The 22,005-nt window shown below is 68.4% G+C and carries 20 protein-coding genes; 15 read left to right on the top strand and 5 right to left on the bottom strand.

Going from position 1 to position 22,005, the window contains the following annotated elements:
- The first annotated feature begins 37 nt into the window (after positions 1-37).
- The 8 genes from AC1DFR_RS14170 (at position 38) to AC1DFR_RS14135 (ending at position 7,992) form a co-directional block, all read left to right on the top strand.
- Entirely contained in the window at positions 38-199 is a 162-nt protein-coding gene (locus AC1DFR_RS14170; protein WP_162159054.1) for a glycine zipper domain-containing protein, read from the top strand.
- A 279-nt stretch (positions 200-478) separates the two neighbouring features.
- A complete protein-coding gene (locus tag AC1DFR_RS14165; RefSeq protein ID WP_476873686.1) occupies positions 479-1,279 on the top strand; it encodes a hydroxypyruvate isomerase family protein in 801 nt (266 codons plus the stop codon).
- Positions 1,280-1,373: 94 nt separating this feature from the next.
- Positions 1,374-2,285, top strand: a complete 912-nt coding sequence (locus tag AC1DFR_RS14160; RefSeq protein ID WP_290370298.1) for a 2-hydroxy-3-oxopropionate reductase — start codon at positions 1,374-1,376, stop codon at positions 2,283-2,285.
- Positions 2,286-2,445: 160 nt separating this feature from the next.
- Complete coding sequence (gene gcl, locus AC1DFR_RS14155; RefSeq protein ID WP_476856967.1) at positions 2,446-4,236, top strand: glyoxylate carboligase; 1,791 nt, start codon at positions 2,446-2,448, stop codon at positions 4,234-4,236.
- Position 4,237: 1 nt separating this feature from the next.
- Positions 4,238-5,452, top strand: a complete 1,215-nt coding sequence (locus AC1DFR_RS14150; protein WP_476873685.1) for a glycerate kinase — start codon at positions 4,238-4,240, stop codon at positions 5,450-5,452.
- Complete coding sequence (allB, locus tag AC1DFR_RS14145; protein ID WP_459385722.1) at positions 5,445-6,788, top strand: allantoinase AllB; 1,344 nt, start codon at positions 5,445-5,447, stop codon at positions 6,786-6,788. The genes AC1DFR_RS14150 and allB overlap by 8 nt, the downstream gene beginning before the upstream one ends.
- An 11-nt stretch (positions 6,789-6,799) precedes the next feature.
- Positions 6,800-7,450, top strand: coding sequence for a winged helix-turn-helix domain-containing protein (locus tag AC1DFR_RS14140; RefSeq protein WP_476873684.1), 651 nt, complete (start codon positions 6,800-6,802; stop codon positions 7,448-7,450).
- Positions 7,451-7,494: 44 nt separating this feature from the next.
- Positions 7,495-7,992 (top strand): peroxiredoxin, encoded by a 498-nt coding sequence (locus tag AC1DFR_RS14135; protein ID WP_476873683.1) that lies wholly within the window; start codon positions 7,495-7,497, stop codon positions 7,990-7,992.
- Between the two features lie 51 nt (positions 7,993-8,043).
- Here AC1DFR_RS14135 and AC1DFR_RS14130 read toward each other — a convergent pair whose 3' ends face one another.
- On the bottom strand, positions 8,044-8,976 hold the full coding sequence (locus AC1DFR_RS14130; RefSeq protein ID WP_476873682.1) for a serine hydrolase: 933 nt from the start codon (positions 8,974-8,976) through the stop codon (positions 8,044-8,046).
- Positions 8,977-9,215: 239 nt separating this feature from the next.
- On the opposite strand from AC1DFR_RS14130, the gene bcp reads away from it, so the two are divergent.
- Both bcp and AC1DFR_RS14120 read left to right on the top strand, forming a co-directional pair.
- Positions 9,216-9,695: a thioredoxin-dependent thiol peroxidase gene (bcp, locus tag AC1DFR_RS14125; RefSeq protein ID WP_028275479.1), complete on the top strand. Its 480-nt coding sequence runs from the start codon at positions 9,216-9,218 to the stop codon at positions 9,693-9,695.
- A gap of 199 nt (positions 9,696-9,894) precedes the next feature.
- Positions 9,895-10,845, top strand: a complete 951-nt coding sequence (locus AC1DFR_RS14120) for a hypothetical protein (protein WP_476873681.1) — start codon at positions 9,895-9,897, stop codon at positions 10,843-10,845.
- Positions 10,846-10,971: 126 nt separating this feature from the next.
- Here AC1DFR_RS14120 and AC1DFR_RS14115 read toward each other — a convergent pair whose 3' ends face one another.
- Positions 10,972-11,820, bottom strand: coding sequence for a class I SAM-dependent methyltransferase (locus AC1DFR_RS14115; RefSeq protein WP_476873680.1), 849 nt, complete (start codon positions 11,818-11,820; stop codon positions 10,972-10,974).
- Between the two features lie 89 nt (positions 11,821-11,909).
- On the opposite strand from AC1DFR_RS14115, the gene AC1DFR_RS14110 reads away from it, so the two are divergent.
- The 3 genes from AC1DFR_RS14110 (at position 11,910) to purM (ending at position 15,200) form a co-directional block, all read left to right on the top strand.
- Positions 11,910-12,293 (top strand): hypothetical protein, encoded by a 384-nt coding sequence (locus tag AC1DFR_RS14110; RefSeq protein WP_476871833.1) that lies wholly within the window; start codon positions 11,910-11,912, stop codon positions 12,291-12,293.
- Positions 12,294-12,357: 64 nt separating this feature from the next.
- Complete coding sequence (gene purF, locus AC1DFR_RS14105) at positions 12,358-14,034, top strand: amidophosphoribosyltransferase (protein ID WP_476871832.1); 1,677 nt, start codon at positions 12,358-12,360, stop codon at positions 14,032-14,034.
- A complete protein-coding gene (gene purM, locus AC1DFR_RS14100) occupies positions 14,031-15,200 on the top strand; it encodes a phosphoribosylformylglycinamidine cyclo-ligase (protein ID WP_476856976.1) in 1,170 nt (389 codons plus the stop codon). Before purF ends, purM begins: the two co-directional genes overlap by 4 nt.
- 142 nt (positions 15,201-15,342) lie before the next feature.
- Here the strand turns inward: purM and AC1DFR_RS14095 are convergent, their stop codons facing one another.
- Positions 15,343-16,125: a VOC family protein gene (locus AC1DFR_RS14095; RefSeq protein WP_476873679.1), complete on the bottom strand. Its 783-nt coding sequence runs from the start codon at positions 16,123-16,125 to the stop codon at positions 15,343-15,345.
- A 263-nt stretch (positions 16,126-16,388) separates the two neighbouring features.
- The gene (locus tag AC1DFR_RS14090) at positions 16,389-16,622 is read right to left on the bottom strand and encodes a DUF3073 domain-containing protein (protein WP_018774150.1); all 234 of its coding nucleotides are present in this window, start codon (positions 16,620-16,622) and stop codon (positions 16,389-16,391) included.
- A gap of 293 nt (positions 16,623-16,915) precedes the next feature.
- Here AC1DFR_RS14090 and AC1DFR_RS14085 point away from each other — a divergent pair, with 293 nt between their 5' ends.
- Positions 16,916-17,686 carry a septum formation family protein gene (locus AC1DFR_RS14085; RefSeq protein WP_476873678.1) on the top strand — a complete coding sequence of 257 codons (771 nt, stop codon included), beginning with the start codon at positions 16,916-16,918 and terminating at the stop codon, positions 17,684-17,686.
- Between the two features lie 16 nt (positions 17,687-17,702).
- Here AC1DFR_RS14085 and clpB read toward each other — a convergent pair whose 3' ends face one another.
- Positions 17,703-20,360 (bottom strand): ATP-dependent chaperone ClpB, encoded by a 2,658-nt coding sequence (gene clpB / locus AC1DFR_RS14080; protein WP_476873677.1) that lies wholly within the window; start codon positions 20,358-20,360, stop codon positions 17,703-17,705.
- Positions 20,361-20,868: 508 nt separating this feature from the next.
- Here clpB and AC1DFR_RS14075 point away from each other — a divergent pair.
- Positions 20,869-21,927 (top strand): LacI family DNA-binding transcriptional regulator, encoded by a 1,059-nt coding sequence (locus AC1DFR_RS14075; RefSeq protein WP_476873676.1) that lies wholly within the window; start codon positions 20,869-20,871, stop codon positions 21,925-21,927.
- Positions 21,928-22,005 lie beyond the last annotated feature (78 nt).

The raw sequence follows: 22,005 nt of genomic DNA, 5'->3' as shown, positions 1-22,005 counted from the left end.
CCCTTGCGGCCCGGGCGATGCTTGCTAGCCTGAGGCTGTGAAGTACGAATCCCTGTGGATCGGAATGCTCCTTGGCGCGGCCCTCGGCTTCGCCATCGGAGTCACCACCGTCGACAAGCCATTCACTGGCCTGCTGATCGGCCTCGGGGTCGGCGCACTCGTGGGCCTGGGCATCCGCAAGGACCCAACGAAGCGGTAGGGAATTTCGCCGCATCTGCTGCCCGCGCGCCCTGAACTGCCGGAACCTGAAATACCGTAGGCTCCCGCGCTCCGAGGTGCCGGGGCAAGAATATCGGGGTCCCTCGCGCCTCACCCCGCAGCCACACCCCCATTCGCTCACCCCTTGACTCCCCGACCCAACCTTCCCTACACTTTTCATAAAGCAGAATCTTAATTCCACAAAGCGGAAAACAAGCAAGGATCTGCAAGGCAAAGGTGCCCGGGATCCAGCTCCCGCCCACACCGGAAGGAACCCACAATGACGTACACCGTGAACTGCTCCATCCTCCTGACGGAGCTCCCCCTCTGGGAACGCCCGGCCGCCGCGAAGGCCGCCGGTTTTGACGCCGTAGAATTCTGGTGGCCCTTCGAGACCTCCGTCCCCACCGACGTCGAGGTTGCCCGGTTTGAGAACGCCATTACCGACGCCGGCGTTCAGCTAACGGGCCTGAACTTCAACGCGGGCGACATGCCCGGCGGCGACCGCGGCCTGGTCTCCTGGCCCGCGCGCTCCACCGAATTCCAGGACAACATCGACGTCGTCGCCGGCATCGGTGAGCGCCTCGGCTGCATGGCCTTCAACGCCCTCTACGGCAACCGCATTGACGGCGAATCCGCTGAGCAGCAGGACGCCATTGGCGCCGAAAATCTCGCGACGGCGGCTGCCGGCGTGGCCCGCATCGGCGGTACGGTCCTCCTGGAACCCGTCAGCGGCGCCCCCCGGTACCCCCTGCTCAAGGCGCAGGATGCCCTCGATGTGATCGCCCGGGTCAAGCAGGAATCCGGCGCCGGGAACGTCAAGCTCCTCGCGGACTTCTACCACCTGGCCGTGAACGGTGACGACGTCGCCGCCGTCATCGAAAAGCACGCCAAGGACTTCGGCCACATCCAGATCGCCGACAACCCCGGCCGCGGGGCTCCCGGAACCGGGCAGCTTCCCCTCGGCGAATGGATCGCCCGCAGCCGCGCACTCGGCTACGAGGGCTACATCGGCCTCGAATACAAGGAACCCGCGGGGACCGCATTCAGCTGGGCCATCCGCCAGCGCGTCCCGCAGTAATCCCCACCCGCTCCCTAAGCTCGCAAGCTCGGCCAGGGAACCCGGCGGGCGTGGGCCCACCGCCCGCCGCGACAAAGAAGCACACCCGCGCTACATCGAACACAAAGACTTCAGAAAGAGAACCACAATGAGCAACATCGCAGTCATCGGCCTCGGTATCATGGGCCTGCCCATGGCCATCAACCTCGTCAAGGCCGGCCACGCGGTCACGGGCTTCAACCGCAGCCAGGACAAGACCGACAAGCTCGTCTCCGAAGGCGGCAAGGGTGCCGCGAGCATCGCGGAGGCCGTCAGGGACGCCGACGTGGTCATCACCATGGTGCCGGACTCCCCCGACGTCGAAGGCGTGGTCAGCGGTCCCGACGGCGTGTTCGACAACGCCAAGCCGGGCGCCCTGTGGGTTGATGCCAGCAGCATCCGCCCCGACGTCGCCAAACGCCTCGCCGACGACGCCCGGGCCGCCGGGATCCGTCCCCTCGACGCCCCGGTCTCCGGCGGCGAACAAGGCGCCATCGACGCCGCGCTCTCCATCATGGTGGGCGGTGACGCCGCCGACTTCGAGGCGGCACGGGATGTCCTGGCCGCCGTCGGCAAGACCATCGTCCATGTGGGGCCCTCCGGCGCCGGCCAGACCGTCAAGGCAGCCAACCAGCTGATCGTGGCCGTCAACATTGAAGTCCTTGGCGAGGCGATCGCCTTCCTCGAGGCCTACGGCGTGGACACGGACGCCGCCCTCAAGGTCCTCGGCGGCGGCCTGGCCGGCTCCAAGGTCCTGGAGCAGAAGGGCCAGAAGATGCTGGACCGCAACTTCGACCCCGGCTTCCGCCTGGCCCTGCACCACAAGGACCTCGGCATCGTCACCTCCGCGGCCCGCGAGGCCAATGTCGCCGTCCCCCTCGGCGCCATCGTCGCGCAGCTCGTCGCCGCCACCGTCAACCAGGGCGACGGCGGACTGGACCACTCGGGCCTTTTCAAGCAGGTCCTGAAGCTCAGCGGCCGCAACTAAGCGGCGCTGCCGCCCCGTCAAGGGGCACTTCGACACGAACGCACCGGCCGGCGTCGAGATTTACGACGGCGGCCCGCCCTCCCCCCAACAAGAGGTGCCCGCGACGATTCGCCGGGCCTCCCTTCAGCACACCCAAAAACAGACTTTCAAGGAGCACACCATGACGAAGATGCGCACTGTAGACGCAGCCGTCGCCATCCTGGAAAAGGAGGGCGCCACCGAGGCGTTCGGCCTGCCAGGCGCGGCGATCAACCCGTTCTATTCGGCCATGAGGGCCCACGGCGGCATCCGCCACACCCTGGCCCGCCACGTTGAAGGCGCCAGCCACATGGCCGACGGCTACAGCCGGGCCAAGGACGGCAACATCGGCATCTGCATCGGCACCTCGGGCCCCGCGGGCACGGACATGATCACCGGCCTGTACGCGGCGTGGGCCGATTCCATCCCGATGCTCTGCATCACCGGCCAGGCACCCGTGGCCAAGCTGCACAAGGAGGACTTCCAGGCCGTGGACATCGAGTCCATCGCCAAGCCGGTCACCAAGTTGGCCATGACCATCCTTGAACCCGGCCAGGTTCCCGGAGCCTTCCAGAAAGCTTTCCAGCTGATGCGCTCCGGCCGCCCGGGTCCGGTCCTGCTGGACCTGCCGATCGACGTGCAGATGGCCGAGATCGAATTCGATATCGACACCTATGAGCCCCTGCCCGTTGAGAAGCCCAGGGCCAGCCGGAAGCAGCTGGAAAAGGCACTGGACATGCTCACCGCAGGCGAGCGCCCGCTGATCGTGGCCGGCGGCGGCATCATCAATGCCGGAGCCTCGGCGCAGCTCGTGGAACTGGCCGAGCTGCTGGGCGTCCCCGTGATCCCCACCCTGATGGGCTGGGGCGCGATCCCGGATGACCACGAACTCATGGCCGGCATGGTGGGCCTGCAGACCAGCCACCGGTACGGCAACGAGAACTTCCTGCGCAGCGACTCCGTGATCGGCATCGGCAACCGCTGGGCCAACCGCCACACCGGCGGCCTGGACACCTACACCGCCGGCCGCACGTTCGTGCACATCGACATCGAGCCGACCCAGATCGGCCGCGTGTTCTCCCCGGACTTCGGCATCGCCTCCGACGCCGGCGCCGCCCTGGATGGGCTGCTGGAGCTGGCCCGGGAACGCCGGGACGCCGGGTCCCTGCCGGACTACACCGCCTGGGTTGACGAATGTTCCGGGCGCAAAGCCACACTGCACCGCAAGACCCACTTCGACAACGTGCCGATCAAGCCGCAGCGCGTGTACGAGGAAATGAACAAAGCATTCGGCAAGGACACCACGTACGTGTCCACCATCGGACTGTCGCAGATCGCCGGCGCCCAGATGCTGCACGTGTTCGGCCCGCGCAAATGGATCAACGCCGGACAGGCAGGCCCGCTGGGCTGGACCGCCCCCGCCGCGCTGGGCGTGGTCCGGGGCAAGCCGGACCAGACCGTGGTTGCCCTCTCCGGCGACTACGACTTCCAGTTCATGATCGAGGAACTGGCCGTGGGCGCGCAATTCAACCTGCCGTACATCCACGTTGTGGTCAACAACTCCTACCTCGGCCTGATCCGGCAGTCCCAGCGCGGCTTCAACATGGAACAGAACGTGTCCCTGGCGTTCGAGAACATCAACTCCACGGATCTCTCTGCAACCGCAAGCGGCTACGGCGTGGACCACATTAAGGTGGCCGAGGGCCTGGGCTGCAAGGCGATCCGGGTGGAAAACCCGGAGGACCTGCCTGCCGCGTTCGACAAGGCCAAGGCGCTCCTGGGCGAGTTCAGGGTTCCGGTGGTGGTGGAAGTCATCCTGGAGAAGATCACGAACATCTCCATGGGCACCGAAATCAACGCCGTCAACGAGTTCGAGGCCCTGGCCGAGACCGCCGAGGACGCCCCCACCGCCATTCTGGCCCTGCAGGCCTGAGATGCGCGTCGTCATAGCGCCGGACAAGTTCAAGGGATCGCTCTCGGCCCCGGACGTCGCCCGGCACCTCGAAGCAGGGCTGCAGAGGGCTTGCGGTGGCAATCTGGAGGTACTGCGGATTCCCGTGGCCGACGGCGGCGAGGGCACCCTCGATGCCGCCGTCGGCTCCGGCTTCACCCGCCGCAGCGCCGTCGTCAGCGGCCCCACCGGCGCGCCGATCCGGGCGGAGTTCGCGGTCCGCGGACGCGAGGCGGTCATTGAGATGGCCGCCGCGTCCGGCCTCGCCGTCCTGCCCGGCGGCAGGGGCGGCCGCCCTGATTCCGCCTCCGCCAATGGCGCCAGCAGCAAGGGAACCGGCGAACTGATCCGGGCCGCGCTCGACGCCGGGTGCCGGCAGATCATCCTGGGCGTCGGCGGCAGCGCCAACACCGACGGCGGCGCCGGGGTCCTGCAGGGACTCGGTGCCAAGCTCCTCGACGCCGACGGCAACGAGCTTCCGCCCGGCGGTGCGGCCCTGGCCCGGCTGGCCTGGATCGACTTCTCCGGCTTCGATTCCCGCCTGGACGAGGCACGCTTCGTACTCGCCAGCGACGTCGACAACCCGTTGCTTGGTGCCCAAGGCGCCGCTGCGATCTTCGGTCCGCAGAAGGGCGCCACCCCCGAGGACGTAGCAGCCCTCGACGCCGCCCTGGCCCGCTTTGTGGACGTGCTCTGCGCCGAAATCGGGCCCCGCGCGCGGAAGGCTGCGGACGCTCCGGGTGCCGGGGCTGCCGGCGGCGTGGGCTACGCAGCCATCGCGGTACTGGCCGCGACCCGCCGGCCCGGCATCGACGTCGTCCTCGAATTCACCGGGCTGGCCGAGCGGCTGGCCGGCGCGGATCTGGTGATCACCGGCGAAGGCAGCCTCGACGAACAGACCCTGCTGGGCAAGACTCCGGTGGGCGTTGCCCGGGCGGCGCGCCGCGCCAAGGTTCCGGTGGTCGCGGTGTGCGGCCGGTCCGTCCTGACCCCGGAGCAGATCAGCAGTTCCGGGTTCCTCGCAGTCCACGCTTTGACGGAGCTGGAAAGCAATGTAGACACATGTATAACCGACGCCGCGGCGCTGCTGGAGCGCCTCGGACGGCAACTCGGCGAGCAATTGGCCAACGTGGCGCACTCCGCGCAGGGCGCCCGCGCCCTGGACAGTGCTCCGGGAAAGGAGACCCTCAGTGTCTGAAGAAACCTACGACGTCGTCTTCCGCGGGCAGCGGGTGCTGACCACCGCCGGCATCGCCGCCCGGGAAGTCGGCATCCGCGGCGGCGTGATTGTCGCGATCGAGCCGCTGGGCAACGGCCTCTCCGGCCGTGAAGTCATTGAACTCGCCGACGACGAGACCCTCCTGCCGGGCCTCGTGGACACCCACGTGCACGTCAATGAGCCCGGCCGGACCGAGTGGGAGGGATTCGCGTCCGCCACCCGGGCGGCAGCGGCCGGCGGCGTCACCACCATCATTGACATGCCGTTGAACAGCATCCCGCCCACCACTACCGTGGAGGCCCTGAAACTCAAGCGGGAGGTGGCCGGGGACCAGGTGTTCGTGGACGTCGGCTTCTGGGGCGGAGCCGTCCCGGGCAACAAGAACGAACTGCGGCCGCTGCACGACGAGGGCGTTTTCGGCTTCAAATGCTTCCTGCTGCACTCCGGCGTGGACGAGTTCCCGCACTTGGAAGCGGACGAAATGGAACAGGACATGGCCGAGCTCAAGTCCTTCGACTCGCTCATGATCGTCCACGCCGAGGACTCCCACGCGATCGACCACGCGCCCCACCCCGGCGGCGACCACTACTCCACGTTCCTGGCCTCCCGCCCGCGCGGGGCCGAGAACAAGGCCGTCGCCGAGGTCATCGAACGGGCCCGCTGGACCGGAGCCCGCGCCCACATCCTGCACCTTTCCTCCTCCGACGCGCTCCCCATGATCGCCACCGCCAAGCGCGACGGCGTTCGCCTCACCGTGGAAACGTGCCCGCACTACCTGACGCTGACGGCCGAGGAAATCCCGAACGGCGCCACAGCCTACAAGTGCTGCCCGCCGATCCGCGAAGCCTCCAACCGCGAACTGCTGTGGGCCGGCCTGCAGGACGGCACCATCGACTGCATCGTCTCGGACCACTCCCCGTCCACCCTGGACCTGAAGGACCTGGAAAACGGTGACTTCGCCGTGGCCTGGGGCGGCGTCTCCTCGCTGCAGCTGGGCCTGTCGCTGATCTGGACCGAGGCCCGGCACCGCGGTATCCCGCTCGAGCAGGTTCTCTCGTGGATGGCGGCAAAGCCGGCCCAACTCGCCGGCCTGGGCAACAAAGGCCAACTGGCGCCGGGATACGACGCCGACCTCGCCGTATTTGCCCCGGACGAGGCTTTCGTTGTGGATGTCTCCAAGCTCAAGCACAAGAACCCCATCACCCCGTATGACGGCAAGGCGCTTTCCGGCGTCGTCCGGCAGACCTACCTCCGCGGCACCCTGATCGACGGCCGGACCCCGACCGGCAAGCTGATCCGCCGCGGCGGCGTGTGAGCCAGGCGGCCGTGGCCGGCACCCCGCCCGCCGTTCACGCACGGGCCCGGCATAACGGGCAGGCACGGCAGGCCGGCCTCACCGCGAAGGGACTGGCGGTCTGGGTCACGGTGCCGGACGACGCCGACGTTGACCCGGCGTGCCTGGCCCGCGCGGCCGAACTCGTGCTCGGCCGCGCCCTCAGATGTGCCCCGGAGGCGGAAGTCCACTTTAGGCCCGCCGCCGGAGCCGCAACATCCGCCGTCGTCCGGTCCCCCGGAGACGACGGCACCCCGGCGGGAACAGCAGATCCCGCCGGGGACACCGGCGGGGCGGGCCTGGAGCCCGTCCCCGGCAGCATCAGCCGGCTCGCCGTCGACCTCGCGGCCGGAGACGCCAGGCTGGACGGAGAGCGGGTGCCCCTGACGGATCTGGAGTTCACGCTTCTGAGATGTCTCGTGCAGAACTGCTCCCGCACGGTAAGCCGGCAGGAGCTGCAGCTTTGCCTCGACGCGTTCGACACCCCGGGCGCGGCAACCCGGTCCATCGACGTGTACGTCGGCCGGTTGCGCCGGAAACTCAAGGGCTGCCGGCACGCCGTCGTCACCGTCCGCAGCGGCGGCTACCGCTTCGTCCCCGGTCCGCGGGCGACGGTACGCGGACCAGCGGAATACAGCATCTGAGCTCCGCTGTCACAACCATCCCGACCCTCGATCGAAGGAACTGCATGCAATCCACCGTGACCACCAAGCTGCACGCCATCACTAAGCTGCACAGCGAAGATCCAGCACCCGGGTTCACGCTGCCAGATGCTGCGGGCCGCCGGATCTCCCTGGCCGATTATCGCGGCAAAAGCGTCATCATCTACTTCTACCCCCGCGCAGCCACTCCCGGGTGCACCACCGAGGCTTGCGACTTCCGAGACAGCCTCGCTGCCCTCCACGGCGCAGGCTTCGAGGTCCTTGGCATCTCACCCGACGCCCGGGAGGCCCTGTCCGCCTTTGCCGCGGAACATGCGCTCACGTTCCCCCTTCTCGCGGACGAAGACCACGCTGTGGCCCTCGCGTACGGCGCCTGGGGCGAGAAGCTGATGGACGGCGAGGTCCGCGAAGGCACGGTCCGGTCCACCGTGGTTGTCGGTCCCGATGGCAACGTGGTCTTGGCGCAATACCACGTCAGTCCGCAGGGCCACGTGCGGGCGCTGCGGGAGGAGCTTGGCATCTAGGGGCTCGGACGCCATGCGGGCGGACCCGGACGTGCGCGGGCTGGAAACGGCCTAGAAGAGGGCGTCCGCCACCGCCTGCGTCAGCTGATGGATCACTTCAGTGCGTTCCGGGACGTCGCTCAGGTCCTGGCCCTTGGTGTAGATGACCAGCGCGTATGCGGTGCCGTCCCGGGCGAGGATGCCGGCGTCGTGCAGCTCACCGCCCAGGAGCCCGTACTTGTGGAAGACCGTGATCCCTTCCGGAACGGCGGCGGGAATGAGCGTTTCGTAGTTGGTGTCCTGCATATAGGACAACAGCTCGGCGGTGTCCCCGGCGTTCAGGAGCGTCCCGGAGTAGACCCCCGCCAGGATCGTCGCCATTTCCGCCGGTGTCAGCGTGTTGGTTTCCGGGTCATAGCTCACACCCAGCGACGCCGCGTACTCTGTCAGTTCCTCGTGGCCCACTGCGTCCATGATCAGCGACCACGAGTCATTGTCGCTCTGCTGGATCATCTCCCGGAGCTGGAAGCCGGCGGTGTAGCTCCCCAAAGGGTCATCGAGGCTGGCCGCCCCGGTTTCGACCAAGTGGTAGTAGGCCGCCGCGGCCAGGACTTTGGCTGTGCTCGCGGCCACGAATTTCTCCCGGACACCGTATTCGTGGACGTCCGCGGTACCGGCGCCCTGGGAGAGGCCGATCAGCGCCACGCCGATCTGGTACTGGCTGTTGGCAGCGAGAATGGCCTGGATGCGCGCGTCCAGGGCAGCGTCCACCGCGCTCGACGCCGGGACCGCCGGGACCGCCGGATTGAGACTGGCTGACGGCGAAGCACCGGCCTCAGCCGTCGTCGCGGCAGACGGCGCGGCCGACGTCGTCGTGGGATTCGCCGCCGTGGGATTCGCCGCCGTCAAGCGGGCTTGCGCAAAGGAATAGATACCTGCGGCCAGGACGACCGCGAGCACTGCTGCACAGACCGCACCCATCAAGGCCCGTGGCCGGACGGTCACTCGACGCGCCCGCGGCCGGAAGTGCGCCCGAATCCAAATCGTCGCTGCTGTGGATTTCGCTGTTCCATAATGACTTCAATCTAGCTACGGCAGCTATGCCGGAGCTATGAAAAAGCTGTCGGCCCCAAGCCTGCCAAAGCCGCCCCGGACGGGTCCTTGCCAGACCCAGGCGGCGGAATACAGCCTCGGTCCACGATGTTGTGCATCACAGACCCGTTGTCCACCCCCGAAGGATCATCATGAGCGCAAACATGACCGTCAAGCTTCAGCCGGGCACCCCGGCCCCGGATTTCACCCTGCCTGACGCCGAAGGCAAGCCGGTTGCCCTGGCCGACTACCGCGGCAAGAACGTCATTGTGTACTTCTACCCGCAGGCGGCAACCCCCGGCTGCACCACCGAGGCGTGCGATTTCCGCGACAACCTCGCGTCCCTGCAGGGCTCCGGCTACGAGGTCCTGGGCATCTCCCCCGACGCCCCCGAGGCCCTGGCCCATTTCACCGGCGACTTCGCCCTGACCTTCCCGCTCCTGGCCGACGAGGACCATGCCGTGGCCCTCGCCTACGGCGCGTGGGGCGAGAAGCTGGTCCACGGCGAGGTCACGGAGGGCATCGTCCGCTCCACCGTGGTGCTGGACCCCGAGGGCAAGGTCAAACTGGCGCAGTACCAGGTCAAGGCCCAGGGCCACGTGGCGTCGCTGAAGGAAGCGCTGGGCGTCTGACGACGCACCGCTCCACGGCGTTCTCGCGGCGTTCTCGGGGCGGATTCGGACCACCGCGGCGGAATCGGACAGATGCAGCACGGATCCGCGGCGCGCGGTTCCCATAGCTGCGCGCCGGTCCGAAGCCGCAGCGGAGTAGTTTTCCACATCCGCCCCGCCGGTGGTTGTCCGGCCCCGCAGCGAGGGCCACCATCGGGGCATGGACCTACCCCGACTGATTCTCAGCAGCGACCTCGCGCGCCTCGGCCAGGACGCACGGGGCCTTGCACGGCAGGCGAAAGCCGGGCAGCTCCGGCGCATCAGGCAGGGAGTGTACGTCCGGGCCCACGAGTGGGAGGCGCTGCCGCCGTGGGACAGGAATCGGGTCCTCATCCGGGCGGCTGCTTCCACATTGCGGAGCCGGACCGTCTTCTGCCGCCAGTCCTCCGCTGTGCTGTGGGACATGCCGGTTCTGGGCCACAGCCATCTGGTGCATGCCTGCACGTCCGACGGCGGCGGCGGGCGCTCGCGCGCCGGGGTCCGCCGGCATCTGGTCGATTTGGACTCGGTGCAGATCGAGGAACGTCACGGGCTCCTGGTCACAGACCGTGTCCGGACAGCACTGGACCTGGCCGCCTTCGAATCGTTTGAGCAGGGCGTCGCAGTATTCGACCATGTCCTGGGGCCGCGGCCTGGCAACCTGGCACCGCTCAGCCGCGGGGAACTCGACGCCGGCATTGGCGGCAACTACACGGCAGCCGCGGCCCGGCGGATCCGGACCGCCCTGCAGTTTGCTGATCCTGCGTCCGGCTCCCCTGGAGAATCGGTGAGCCGCGCCCTGATGCATCGGCTCGGCTTCCGGGTCCCCCTCCTCCAAGTCGAAATTCGTGATGCCCGGGGGCTGGTGGCGTTCACTGACTTTGACTGGCCCGATGATCAGCTTTGCGGAGAGTTCGACGGCCTCGTGAAGTACCGCAAGGCGGAGTATCTCCGGGGCCGGACGCCAGCAGAGGCCCTCACCGACGAGAAACGCCGGGAGGACCGGATTCGTGCCACCGGCCGCCGGGTGATCCGTTGGACGTGGTCGGAGCTGGCCAATCCCGGAACATTCGGCACATTTCTGGCGGCGGCTGGCGTTCCCCGGCGGCCGCTCCCGTCCTGCCGGCGCTGATCCCGCCACGTTCCCGGGAATTCGCTACGAAATCGGACCCGTGCAGCGCGGATCCCCGGCGCGCCCGTCCGAAACCGCAGCCCCTGTCCGAAAACGCCGCGAAAACGGGCCCGGGACGCCAGCCGGCTACACCTTTGTCCCCGCCACCACGGTGGCGGTGGACCGGAGCCGGATCGCGCCGTCGTGCTCGTAGCGGCCCAGCAGAGCGAACACATCCGAGCGGATCAGGGCCCGCGACTCCGCGTCCGCCTTGGCCAAGCCCATCGCCACGGTGGTCGCGATGTCGGTCATGAACTCCCAGTAGCTCTCCGGGGATTCGTGCACCAGGTCGGTGCTGACCTGGTGCTCGGCCACCTCGGCGAGCCCGGCCTCCTTGAACATCCGGGTCATGAACCCAGTGGGTGCGCAGCGGAACAGCCCGGGAGTCTCGGCGGGCGGAATGGGCAGTTCCCGGTGCCGGGCAATTGTGCCCAGGATCAGGCTGGCCCAGGGGTTTGCCGCCGCGCGTCCCCAGACGACGGCGCCCACCCGGGCGCCCGGCCTCGCGGTGCGCGCCATCTCTGCCATGGCCGCGGACATCACCGGGAAGAACATCAAACCGAAGTGGCTGTACACGGCGTCGAACGTGTTGTTGCGGAACGGCAGGGCGGCCGAATCGCACACTTGAAAGTCCAGGTTGTTCAGGCGCCGGGCCAATGCCTTCTCCTCGGCCACCCGAAGCATTCCGGCCGAAATGTCAGTCAGGACCACACGGCCTTCCGGCACCTGCGCGGCCACGTTAAGGCCGGGCTCCCCCGTGCCTGCCGCGACGTCCAGCACCACTGAGTCGGGGCGGAGCCGGAGCTCCTGGCGGAGGGCGTCGCCAAACGGGGCCTGCCAGCCGAGCAGTTCCGCGTCCCATTTCTTCCAGCCCGCCGAGAACTCATCCCAGAGCAAGCGCTGCTCCTCACGAACACGGTCGGCTGAGGCTAACATGGCGGATCCTTAGCTCGTCTGTACCTAGCCCTAGTCTGCTCTGGGATGCGGTCCGCGGCAATGAGTCGAAGGGCAGTAGGCTTAACGGCATGTCTCCCCACGAAACCCCCGGCACAGCAGGCAACGACCCCCAGCGGGAACCGGCACAGGGCAACGTTCAGGGCGGCGTTCCGGAGCGCCGCGAGGTCACCGTCCGCCGGGCCCCGAAATATGTGCCCTTCCTGATCCTGGGCGGGCTCCTGGGCGTGGCCGTCGCGGCCATCATCGCCTACGCCCTGCCCGGTGACCCGAGCTTCGACCGCTCCTCGGTCTTCGGCTTCTTCATGGTCCTCTGCGCGGCCGGCGGCGTCATCGTGGGTGCCGCGATCGCCCTCGTCCTGGACCGGCGGAGCGTCCGCCGCGCCGAGCACGCCGTCGTTGAATCCGCACCGGACGCCGACGACGACGAGGGCCGCGACGGGAACCTCCGCTGAAGGGCGTCAGGTCATAAACCGGCCGCCGGAAAAGTCTTAGCGCACATCGTGAGATAATCGACCAGTGGCACGCGGCGATGGAAAACTTTCTCATGATCTTCTCCCAGGCGAAAAAGGCCCTCAGGACGCATGCGGCGTCTTTGGGGTCTGGGCACCCGGTGAAGAAGTAGCAAAACTCACCTACTACGGGCTGTATGCACTGCAGCACCGCGGTCAGGAGTCGGCTGGCATAGCAACCAGCGACGGCAAGCGGATCAACGTCTACAAGGACATGGGCCTCGTTTCCCAGGTCTTCGACGAGACCACGCTGAACACCCTGACCGGGCACCTGGCCGTCGGCCACTGCCGCTATTCCACTACCGGTGCGAGCCACTGGGCCAACGCCCAGCCCACCCTGGGCGCGACGTCCACGGGCACCGTGGCCCTGGCCCACAACGGCAACCTGACCAACACGGCCGAGCTCAAGGCGATGATCGAGGACCGCAACGGCGGAAACCTCAGCGGCGAGATGAAGCAGGGCAACACCTCCGACACCGCGCTGGTGACCGCGCTCCTGGAGGGCGAAGAGGGCAAGTCCCTGGAGCAGACGGCCATGGAGCTGCTGCCCATGATCAAGGGCGGCTTCTGCTTCGTCTTCATGGATGAAGGCACCCTCTACGCGGCCCGCGACACCTACGGGATCCGCCCGCTGTGCCTGGGCCGGCTCGAACGCGGCTGGGTGGTTGCCTCCGAGCAGTCCGCCCTCGCCACCGTCGGCGCCAGTTTCATCCGCGAAATCGAACCCGGCGAATTCATCGCGATCGACGAGGACGGCGTCCGCTCGCAGCGCTTCGCCGAGGCGACGCCGGCCGGCTGCGTTTTCGAATACGTCTACCTCGCCCGCCCGGACGCCTCCATTGCGGGCCGCTCGGTGTACGAATCCCGCGTCGAAATGGGCCGCCAGCTGGCCCGCGAAAACACCCAGGAAGCGGACATCGTCATTCCCGTGCCCGAATCCGGCACCCCCGCGGCGGTGGGCTACGCCGAAGAATCCGGCATCCCCTTCGCGCACGGCTTCGTCAAGAACTCCTACGTGGGCCGCACGTTCATCCAGCCCTCGCAGACGCTGCGCCAGCTCGGCATCCGGCTCAAGCTCAACGCCCTCGAATCCGTGATCCGCGGCAAGCGTGTCGTCGTGGTGGACGACTCGATCGTCCGCGGCAACACCCAGCGCGCCATCGTGCGGATGCTCCGGGAGGCGGGCGCCGCAAGCGTCCACATCAAGATTTCCTCCCCGCCGGTCAAGTGGCCCTGCTTCTACGGCATCGACTTCGCCTCCCGGGCGGAACTGATCGCCAACGGCGCCACCATCGACGAGATCACCCAGGCCATCGGCGCCGACTCGCTCGCCTACATTTCCGAAGACGGCATGATCGACGCCACCCGCCAGCCGCGCGAGCGTCTCTGCACCGCCTGCTTCACCGGCAAGTACCCGATTGAGCTGCCCGGCGCTGACAAGCTCGGCAAGAACCTGCTCGAGCGCACCGACCTCGGCGGCCTCCCAACCGCCGCCGGCGCGGCTGATTCCGCCGCGGCGCCCTCCGGTGCCGCCTCCGACGCCGAACCCGGCACCTCCATCGCCGACGATCCGGCCGAGAAGGCCGGCGCCACCGGCTGCGATCCGGGGCCGGACTCCGAATTCGAAGAACTGCTCACCGATGCCGACCGCGTCACCACAGCCGACAAGAAAGAGCCAGTATGACTTCCGCCTCCCCGGCCGCTGACATGAACGCCGCCCAGAACGCCGGCATCACCTACGCCTCCGCCGGCGTCGACGTCGAAGCGGGAGACCGCGCCGTCGAACTCATGAAGGACGCCGTCAAGGCCACCCACAACGCCTCGGTGATCGGCGGCGTCGGCGGGTTCGCTGGCCTCTACGACGTCTCCCGGCTGCTTACCTACAGGCGCCCGCTGCTGGCCACCTCCACCGACGGCGTCGGCACCAAAGTGGCAATCGCTCAGGCCATGGACATCCACGACACCATCGGCTACGACCTCGTCGGCATGGTGGTGGACGACATCGTCGTCGTGGGCGCCGAGCCGCTGTACATGACCGACTACATCGCCTGCGGCAAGGTGGTCCCGGAGCGCATCGCCGACATCGTCCGCGGCATCGCGGCCGCCTGCTCGGTCGCCGGCACCGCCCTGGTGGGCGGCGAAACCGCCGAACACCCCGGCCTGCTCGGGGAACACGAGTACGACGTCGCCGGTGCCGCCACCGGCGTTGTCGAGGCCGACCAGCTGCTCGGCCCGGACCGCGTCCGCGCCGGCGACGTGGTGATCGGCATGGCCTCCTCCGGCCTGCACTCCAACGGCTACTCACTGGTCCGCCGCGTCATCAACCACGCCGGCTGGGCCCTGGACCGCCAGGTCTCCGAGCTAGGCCGCACCCTGGGCGAGGAGCTCCTCGAGCCCACCCGCGTCTACGCCGCGGACTGCCTGGACCTCGCCCGCACCTTCCCGGTGAACGGCTCCGCGGGCGGCAAGGCCGTCCACGGCTTCAGCCACGTGACCGGCGGCGGCCTCGCAGCCAACCTCGCCCGCGTCCTCCCGCAGGGCCTGCTGGCCACCGTCGACCGCTCCACCTGGGAGCTCCCGGCCATCTTCAAGCTGGTTTCCGAGCTCGGCAACGTCCCGCTGGCCGACCTCGAGCGCACCCTGAACCTGGGCGTGGGCATGGTCGCCATTGTTTCGCCGGAAGCGGCCGACGCCGCCGTGAACCGGCTCAACGACCGCGGCCTGCCGTCCTGGATCATGGGCACCGTCGAGCAGAACTCGGATGCGGCCCTCAAGACCGGCCCGGATTACGTCCAGGGCGCCAAGGGCGTCGACGGCGGCGCCGTCCGGCTGGTCAACGCCTACGCCTAAACGGGCCCGACCCACGTCGAGTGCTCCCCAGCCGTTTTGAGGTCTCAAAACGGCAGCCGGTCCCACGCCGGCAGGGTTCCCTGGCCGAGCTTGCGAGGCGAGGGAGCAGGTGGGAAGCACTCGATCCGATTAAGCCGCGGTCCTAAACCTCCAGCAGGCTGAAGACGCCGCCCTGCGGATCCTTGAGGGTGGCGATGGTGCCGGCTTCCTCGATCTCATCCGGTTCGATCAGCACGACGCCGCCCGCGGCCACCGCAGCCTGCACCGCCACTGCGACGTTGGAGACGCCGAAGTAGACCTGCCACCCCGGCTCGAGGGTGTCCTGCGCGTCGCCGGGAACCCGGGCGATGCCGGCCACCTCGGCACCGCCCACCATGAGCGTGGTGTAGGTGCCGCCGTCGTCCTGGGGGTATTCGGTGACGTCGTGCCCGAAGAGCTGTTGGAAGAAGCCGACGGCGGCCTGCGGTTCCGGCGTGAGCAGTTCAGCCCAGGCCAAGGTGCCCGCTTCCTGGCTCCGGCCGGCTCCGATGTGGCTGCCGGCCTGCCAGGCCCCGGTGGTTCCGCCGCCGGGCGGGGCGAAGAAGACCATGACGCCGGTATCACCGATCTCCTCGGGGCCGAATTCAAGGTGCCCGGGAGAATGGGCCAGTTCGGTGGCCAGGTCCCGGGCGTCGTCGACCGCGAAATACACGTTCCACCGGCCCGGTTCAGCCGCGGCTTCCTGCTGTGGGTTCTGCGGCGCGAGCACGGTAACCAGGTCGTCGCCCAGGAAGGCTTTCGCGTAGCTGCGTCCGTCCGGAGTGGGCAGGTCTTCGTACCGCCAGCCGAAAACCTCCGCGTAAAAGACCTTCGCCGTCTCCACGTCGGGGGTCTGGAGGTCCGTCCAGCAGAGCTCGCCCTCGGCGAATCCTTTGCGCATGGTCATGGCAGTCCTTCCGGGGCATCGGTGTGGCGTCCGGGAAAATCCGGCACGAACAACCTAGCCCGGCGCCCCGCCGGTGACAACTGCGCCGGCTCATCCGCGGCGAAGCGCGGGCCAGCCGGCCGGCCCGGATACGGAAGGCTGCGGTCACAAGAAAGGCCGCCGGCCACGCCTGTTACAGGTGTGGCCGGCGGCCTGAAAATCTTTGGCTGGCACCGCGGTGCCGGATGGATCCCCCGGAGAAAACTGCCGGAAGGAAGCGTCGACTAACCTATGCGACGGGAATCAACCTCGTCGTCGTCGTCTTCCACATCGTCCGCGTACTTATCCACATACGCTGAATAATCCGGTTCAACCGGGTCATCCGCGAAGTGGCTCGTGGCACGACTTCCCGGGCCCGTGAGCTCGCGCTGGAGGGCCGAATAGTCAGTGTTCGGGGAGTAGTACTTGATGTCCCGAGCCTGCTTGGTAGCTTTTGCCTTTTGACGGCCGCGCCCCATGGCGTGACCCCCTTTTGTACTTGGACCGGAGGTGGTCACCTTTTGGCGATAGGTGAGGCCCCGGAATGTTTGGTCAATTTGTCGTACACCTAGATTACATGCTTTCGGCGCCAACTGCTCGCCGGCCCGCCCCCTGTGGACAGTGTGGCGCCTCCCGCAACGGTGGCCGGAGCCACCGGCGCATGCGCGGTGCCGCGCATCTTCGATAGAGTTTCGTGATGTGCGCCCAGAAAAGGGCCGCTACGCCGGGCCTCCAGCCCCGGCAAAGACGCACGGAAGTGGTGAATTTCTCAGTGACCGAAGAGAATCCAAGGAACGACGCCGGGACTATCCCGCCGCCGCCCTCGAGGCCGCCGACGTCCGCCCTGCCCGTCATTACAGCCGACCGTGCGCGGCCCACGAATCCTGCGGCGGCACCCGCAGCGGCGAAACCCGCGCGCCCGGCCCTTGCCGGCACCGCTTTCGCCGGCGCCAGGAAAGCGCTCTCACGCACCACGAAGGCTCTCTCACGGCGGGCACGTCCCCTGGTCCGCCGGATCCGCCGGCAGGGGCCAAAGCGGCTCGGCGCGGCCGCGGCCGTCCTGGTGGTGCTTGCGCTTCTGGTCTGGTGGGCTGTGGCCGCATTTGCCGGCAGCGGCCAAGCCTCCGCGGAAAACGACAGCCCGGCCCCCGCCGCTTCGTCGGCGTCCGCCCCCGCCAGCCGCGGGGCGTTGCCGCTGGAGGGCGTCAGCCCCCTGGACTTCCAGCTGCGGGACTGCTTCAAGGACTTCGACCCGGATGCGCAACAGTCCACCGTCGTGGATTGCGCCACCGGCCACTCGGCGCAGCTGGTCGCCGTGGAAAAATACGGGGCAGATGACTCGTACCCGGGCCGGGACCAGCTCAAGCAGAAGGCACGCGATGCCTGCAAGGCGGCTCCGCTCACGGCAAAGGCCGGCGACTACGACCTGAGCTACAAGCTGGCCTACCCGAGCCCGCGCAGCTGGGAGATGGGTGACCGGCGGGTCGACTGCTACGCCGCGACGAACGGCGGAAACGTCATCAAGGAGTCCCTGCTGCCCTAGGCTTGCCCGGCGGCGCCTACTCCTTGCGCCGGACCGAGAGCCCGGTGCCCGTGGCTGCGCCGCCGGTGGTCAGCTCACTGTCCGCCAGCCCGCCCATGGTGAGTTCCATCAGGTCCGGCGCGGTGTCCACCAGGACGGTGTCGCCGTCGGCGATTTCGCCGGCCAGGATGGCCTTTGCCAGCCGGTCGCCGATCTCGCGCTGCACCAGGCGGCGCAGCGGCCGCGCGCCGTACGCCGGATCGAAGCCGGATACGGCCAGCCAGGCGCGGGCACCCTCGGTAACTTCGAGGTTCAGCCGGCGGCCCTTGAGCCGCTCGCCCAGCTCCTTGACCTGCAGTTCCACGATCCGGGAGAGCTCCTCCACGCTCAGCGGATCGAACAGCACCACTTCATCGAGCCGGTTGAGGAACTCCGGCTTGAAGGAGGCGTTCACCGTGGCCATGACGGCGTTCTTCTTGGCCGCGGCGTCGAGGTTGGGGTCCACGAGGAACTGGCTGCCCAGGTTCGAGGTGAGCACCAGGATCACGTTGCGGAAGTCCACGGTGCGGCCCTGCCCGTCGGTGAGCCGGCCGTCGTCGAGCACCTGCAGGAGGATGTCGAAGACCTCCGGGTGGGCCTTTTCCACTTCGTCGAGCAGCAGCACGGAGTACGGGCGCCGCCGCACGGCCTCGGTAAGCTGGCCGCCCTCCTCATAGCCGACGTACCCGGGAGGCGCCCCGACGAGCCGGGCCACGGAGTGCTTCTCCGAATATTCGGACATGTCGATCCGCACCATCGCGCGCTCGTCGTCGAACAGGAAGTCCGCGAGGGACTTGGCGAGTTCGGTCTTGCCGACGCCGGTGGGGCCGAGGAACAGGAACGAGCCGGTGGGCCGGTTGGGGTCGCTGATCCCGGCGCGGGCGCGGCGCACCGCGTCGGAGACCGCGGCGACGGCCTGCTTCTGGCCGATCAGCCGCTCGCCCAGCACGTGCTCCATGTTCAGCAGCTTCTGGCTCTCGCCCTGGAGCATGCGCCCCGCGGGGATGCCGGTCCAGGCCGAAATCACCTCGGCGATGTCGTCGGCGGTAACCTGGTCGGCCACCATCTGCCCGGACTTGTCCGGCACGGCCGCTTCGGCCTCGGCGGCGGCGTTCAGTTCCCGTTCCAGGGCGGGGATCTCGCCGTAGAGGATCCTGGATGCGGTCTCCAGGTCCCCCTCGCGCTGGGCCTTGTCCGCGGCGGAGCGGAGCTCGTCAAGCTTGGCCCGCAGGTCGCCCACCCGGTTCAGGCCCGCCTTCTCGGCCTCCCACCGGGCGTTCAGGCCCGCGAGTTCCTCCTTCTTGTCCGCCATGTCCGCCCGCAGGGCCGCGAGCCGTTCCACCGAGGCGGGATCGGTCTCGCCGGCCAGGGCCAGTTCCTCCATGGTCAGTCGGTCCACCTGGCGGCGCAGCTGGTCGATCTCCTCCGGGGCGGAATCGATTTCCATGCGCAGCCGGGACGCGGCCTCGTCCACAAGGTCGATCGCCTTGTCCGGCAGCTGCCGGCCGGAGATATACCGGTTGGAGAGCGTCGCGGCCGCCACGAGGGCGGAGTCGGAGATGGAGACCTTGTGGTGGGCCTCGTAGCGTTCCTTGAGGCCGCGCAGAATGCCGATGGTGTCCTCCACGCTGGGCTCGCCCACGTAGACCTGCTGGAACCGGCGCTCCAGGGCGGGGTCCTTTTCGATGTTCTCGCGGTACTCGTCCAGCGTGGTCGCACCGATGAGGCGCAACTCGCCGCGGGCCAGCATCGGCTTGAGCATGTTGCCGGCATCCATGGAGCTGTCCCCGGTGGCGCCGGCACCCACCACCGTGTGGAGTTCGTCGATGAACGTGACGATCTGCCCCTCAGAGTTCTTGATTTCCTCCAGGACAGCCTTGAGCCGCTCCTCGAATTCGCCGCGGTACTTTGCCCCGGCCACCATCGAGGCGAGGTCCAGGGCGATCAGCGTCTTGCCGCGCAGGCTTTCGGGCACGTCGCCTTCCACGATCCGCTGGGCGAGCCCCTCGACGACGGCGGTCTTGCCGACGCCGGGCTCGCCGATGATGACGGGGTTGTTCTTGGTGCGGCGGCTCAGGACCTGGATGATCCGCCGGATCTCGGCATCACGGCCAATCACAGGGTCCAGCTTGCCCGAGCGGGCGACCGCAGTGAGGTCCGTGCCGTACTTCTCCAGCGCCTGGAACGAGTTCTCCGGGTCCGCGTTGTCCACTTTGCGGTCGCCGCGGACGCCCGGGAGGGCGGCCAGCAGCGCCTCGTGGGAGGCGCCGGCCTCGCGCAGGAGCTTCCCGACGCCGTCGCTCCCGGCGGCAAGGCCCAGCAGCAGGTGTTCGGTGGAAACAAAGGCGTCCCCGAGCCGCTCGGCCTCGTTCTGGGCATTCTTGATCGCCTGCAGCCCTGCCCGGGACAACTGCGCCTGCTGCACGCTGCTCCCGGAAGTCGACGGAAGGGCCTTGATGGCGGTGCTCGCCTGGACACTGACGGCGTCCGGGTCGGCACCGGTGGCGCGGAGCAGCGCGACGGCGACGCCCTCCCGCTGGTCCATGAGGGCCTTGAGCAAGTGAGCGGGCTCGAGCTGCGGGTTGCCTGCGGTCGAGGCGTTCATGGCGGCCGCAGCGAGGGCCTCCTGGCTCTTGGTGGTGAATTTGGCGTCCAACGAGGGCTCCTTCCGGAAAGGTTCTGATATCAAAGTTGAGTCTACATCGCTCAACTTTGATAAGAGGGCGGCTGGCTCCATGTTTGCCGACAGCGAAACGCCTGTCTAGGGCCGACCGCCCGCGGCCACCGTGCGCCCCGCGGCCGCGCACCCCGGCCGCGCACCCCGGCCGCGCACCCCGACCGAGGGCCATGCCCCCCCTGGGCACCCCGCCGCTGGACATGCCCTCCCCCGCGCCCGAAGAGTGGCCATAGTGCCACTATGCCCAGCGCCCGGGCCCACGGCTGGACATGTCCCCCCGGCCCGGGCGCGAACAATGAGCATGCCCCCTCGGCCCGGGCGCGAACAATGAGCATGCCCCCTCGGCCCGGGCGCGAACGATGAGCATGTCCGGCACCAGTCGGCCTGCACGGCCCGCGTGAATGACTTAACGTTGCTTAACGATCGGCGGGCTCCTTACTGTAACTGGGGTCACAGCAAAACGAACCGACGCGAAGGAGGGCCGGACATGCACGAACACGCCATAAGCGTCACCGTCGACGGCCCCGTACCGCCGGTTTCGGCCGCTGCCGTGGCCCGCGCCGCAGGGGTTTCCTCGGCTGCGGTTTCCTACGTCCTCAACGGCAAGGGCGGCGTCTCGCCCGAGACCCGACGCCACATCATCCACGTGGCGAACGAGCTCGGCTTCAGGCCCCGTAAGCCGTCGCAGTCAACCGACCCGCAGCGGACCCGGGTCATCGGGCTGATCCTGCCGAACATCATCAATCCGATGTTTCCGCGCTGGGCGCAGGGCGTCATTACGGCCGCGGCGGAGTCCGGCTACGAAGTGTTCGTCGCCACCACCCAGGACGATCCGGAGGTGCTCGCCCAGGTCACCTCGACGCTCGCGCACCGCAACGTCGATGGCATCATCCTGGCCGCCTCGCTCCGGGACGACGCCACCGCGCTCCGCACGCTGAGGGCGGCCCGCATCCCGTACGTGTGCCTGTCCCGCCGGGCGGACTTCCTCGACTCGGATTTCATCGGGATCGACGACGACGCCGCAGCCACCACGCTGATGCAGCACATGCTCAGCCACGGCTTCACCGAAATCGCCACCGTGATCGGCCCCCGGTTCTCAACGGCCTCCCTGGCCCGCGAACAGGCGTTTGTCCGCACAGCCGCCGCGGCGGGCATCACGATCAGCGGCGACCGGAAGATCAGCACCAGGGTGAACAACGAGGGCGGCCGGCTGGCGGCGGAGCGGCTCTTCTCGGCCGGAACGCCGCCGCAGGCCGTGGTCTGCGGCAGCGACGAGCTTGCCATCGGCGTCATGGAATACGCGTTGTCGCGCGGCCTGCGCATCCCGGACGACGTCGCCGTCGCCGGCTGTGACGGGCTGCCGCACAGCCGCTCCGGGCTGATCAACCTGACCAGCATTGTCCAACCGCAGCAGGAAATGGCCAACGAGGCGTTCGCCATGCTGCTCAAACGCATCGATTCCCCGTCCGCCACCTATACCTCGAAAGTGTGCCGGCACCGCCTGCACGTCGGGCGGACGTGCGGCTGCACGCCTCCTGACAGCTGAGGCCGCGCTACACGCGGGCCGGCCCGTCCGCGGCCAGCCCTACCCATTCCCGCGACCCTGACGAACCACGCGCCGCGC

The organism is Arthrobacter sp. 05T410 (genome assembly GCF_056396505.1).
This window is presented reverse-complemented; position numbering and strand designations above follow the sequence as displayed.